This window comes from Neisseria sp. P0021.S005 (assembly GCF_051956955.1).
This window is the reverse complement of the sequence record NZ_JBQCWY010000341.1, coordinates 1-3,229: the sequence shown is the minus strand read 5'-3', so window position 1 is coordinate 3,229 and position 3,229 is coordinate 1. Positions and strand designations below refer to the sequence as shown.

Below are 3,229 nucleotides of genomic sequence, written 5' to 3'. Positions count from 1 at the left end.
AAGGCCGTCTGAAAACTTTGATATAGATTAATTAATACTATCTAATCCTAACGAATTACCATATTACCACATTTTTAAGCAGTTAATGCAATAATCCAAACAATAAATAACATGAACAAAGCCATCAGTTGCGTGGCCGAACCGGCATCTTTGGCACGCTTGGCCAGCTCGTGTTTTTCAGTAGAGGTATGGTCAACGGCTGCCTCGACGGCGGTATTAAACAATTCGGTAATCAATGAAATAAACGATGCGACAACAAGCACCATTTTGGTGACCGAGCCGAAATCAAGAAACAACGCCAAGACAATTAAAATCAGGTTCAACCAAAAAACTTGGCGAAATGCGCTTTCATAACGATACGCGGCAGCCAGTCCGTCTTTGGAATAACCAAACGCGTTGATAATGCGCTTGATGCCGCTTTTGCCTTTTTTCTCAGAAGCATAGGAAGATGGTTTCATCATATACTCAACATTAGAATGCCGTCTGAAAAGAAACGGTCGGGTCAATTTTCAGACGGCCTTTGGATTTATTGTTTTACCCAAGATGCCACGGCATCTGCGAACATGGCAGCAACGTCGAAATCTTTTTGCTTCATGATCTCTTGGAAGCCGGTCGGGCTGGTTACATTGACTTCGGTCAGGTTGCTGCCGATGACATCCAAACCGGCAAGCAAGATGCCGCGGCGTTTCAATTCAGGCGCAAGGGTTTCTGCAATTTCACGGTCGCGCTCGCTCAATTCCTGTGCCACGCCGCGACCGCCGGCAGCCAAGTTGCCGCGCGTTTCACCGTTTTGCGGAATACGCGCCAAAGCATACGGAACAACTTCCCCGCCGATAATCAAAATGCGCTTGTCGCCATGTACGATTTCAGGAATATAGCGTTGTGCCATGATGGTGCGTGAATCAAGCTGCATCAGGGTTTCAAGGATACTGCCGATATTGGGGTCGGATTCGGTCAGGCGGAAAATGCCCATACCGCCCATGCCGTCCAACGGTTTGATGATGATGTCGCCGTGTTCTTTCAAAAAGGCACGGACATCGGCGGAACGTGTGGTAACCAAAGTGGGCGCGGTAAACTGGCTGAAGTTCAAAATCGCCAATTTCTCATTGAAATCGCGCATTGCTTGTCCGCTGTTAAATACTTTTGCACCCTGCTGCTGTGCCAACGTCAAAAACTGGGTTGCGTACAGATATTGCATATCAAACGGCGGATCAGTGCGCATAATGACCGCATCGAAATCTTTCAAGGCCGTCTGAACTTTTGCCTCTGCTTTAAACCATTCATGATCGTCATCGTTCTTCGCGCCGACAAACTCAAATGCCGCCGCCTGAGCCACCACCAAGCCTTCACGGACGGACAATTCTCCGCTCAAGGTATGAAAAAGCTGCCAACCGCGCTTTGCCATTTCACGCATCATGGCGTAAGTAGTGTCTTTATAGGTTTTAAAACTTGCCATTGGATCGGCGATAAACAGGACTTTCATCAAAATTTCCTTGTAAATAGACGATATAATCATACCTTGTATTCTGCCTGCCTGAAAAGGTGGCAAAATATAGAAAAGGCCGTCTGAATCCTATTTTCAGACGGCCTTGAGGCTTTTAGGCGGCTGCCAAATGCAAGAGTTCGGCGGCATGGCTGCGTGTAGTATCAGTAATAATTTCGCCACCCAGCATACGCGCGATTTCCTCAATGCGCTGATGATGGTTCAACACGCTGATTTCGCTGACGGTTTGCTCCCCTTCGCTATGCTTGCGGACCTGCCAATGGTTTTCACCGCAAGAGGCGACTTGAGGAAGATGGGTTACCGCCAAGACTTGATGTTTTTTACCTAAGGCACGCAAAGCTTTACCGACCATTTCGGCGACGCCGCCACCAATACCGGTATCCACTTCGTCGAAAATCAATGTCGGCACTTGCGTGTATTGGCTGGCAACCACTTGCAAAGCCAAGCTGATACGCGCCAATTCGCCGCCGGAAGCCACTTTATTCAAAGGTCGGGACGGATTGCCTTTATTCGCCGCCACTTGGAATTGTACCTGCTCCAGACCATGTGCGGTCGGCGAAGACGGCAACAAGACGATGTCAAAACGTGCGCCCTTCATGGCCAAATGTTGCATATGCTCGGTGGTCTCTTCGCCCAAACGACCAGCCGCCTGATGACGCATGGCGGAGAGAATATGCGCGGCTTCGTGGTATTCGGCAAGATTGCGTGCGACTGTATTTTCCAAGGCTTCCAAATCGGCAGCCGCGTGCAGGTTTTGCAGGCGCTCGTCAATTTCTGCCAACTTTTGCGGCAACTCTTCCGGCTCAATGCGGTATTTGCGCGCCATGCTCATCAATTCGCCCATACGGCTTTCTTGTGCGGCTAATTCATTAGGATCGATGTCGCTGCGACCGGCCACATCACGCATATTGGCACTGATTTCACCCAACTCAGCTTCAATACTTGCCAGCATATTCAGACTTTCGGCAAAGCGCGGCTCAATGTTTTGCAGATTGCCCAGCAGTTTTTGGCATTGGTAGATTTGACGTTGGATGCCGTTGTCTCCGTCTATACTGTCGCTCACCTGCTCGGCGGTTTGCAGCAACTCGGCCGAATGCGCCAGGCTGTCGTGGCTTTGGCTTAAGGTTTCCCATTCGTTGGGTTTGAGCTCCAATTGGTTCAATTCATTAAACTGCCATTCCAAACGCTCGCGTTCGATGGCCATGGTTTCTGCCTGCTCTTGCGCTTCTTGCAGGGCTTTTTTCGCATTGACCCAATTTTGATAAAGCTGTTTGACCGTTTCTGCCTGCTCTTTGCTGCCAGCAAATGCGTCTAACAACTCGCGTTGCGCAGACTCTTGATTCAACGAATGATGGGCATTTTGGCCGTGAATATCGATTAACTGCTCGCCAATAGCTTTCAGCTGCGCCAATGTTGCTACCTGATTATTGATATAACTGCGACTTTTACCCTTGGCATCGATAATACGGCGGATGCTGAGCTCTTCGGCATCTTCTTCCAAAAGGCCTTGCTCCTGCAGCTGCGCTTTCAGTTCAGGCAAACCGCTGATATCGAACAAAGCCGACAACTGCGCTTCTTTGGCGCCGCTTCGCACTTGACTGTAATCGGCTTTATCGCCCAACAACAGGCCAATCGCATCCAGAGTAATCGATTTGCCTGCGCCGGTCTCGCCCGTCAATACGGTAAAGCCGTTTTGAAAATCAAGATTCAGGTTTTCAACAATGA

Annotated in this window: 3 protein-coding genes; all 3 read right to left on the bottom strand. The window is 49.3% G+C overall.

The window, feature by feature from the left end; translation table 11 throughout:
* Positions 1-74 precede the first annotated feature (74 nt).
* On the bottom strand, positions 75-458 hold the full coding sequence (locus tag ACTHUE_RS13860) for a diacylglycerol kinase (RefSeq protein ID WP_070461422.1): 384 nt from the start codon (positions 456-458) through the stop codon (positions 75-77).
* 68 nt (positions 459-526) lie between these two features.
* Positions 527-1,483, bottom strand: coding sequence for a glutathione synthase (gene gshB, locus ACTHUE_RS13855; RefSeq protein WP_070461421.1), 957 nt, complete (start codon positions 1,481-1,483; stop codon positions 527-529).
* 115 nt (positions 1,484-1,598) lie between these two features.
* Positions 1,599-3,227: a DNA repair protein RecN gene (gene recN, locus ACTHUE_RS13850; RefSeq protein WP_440423755.1), complete on the bottom strand. Its 1,629-nt coding sequence runs from the start codon at positions 3,225-3,227 to the stop codon at positions 1,599-1,601.
* Between the last annotated feature and the right edge of the window lie 2 nt (positions 3,228-3,229).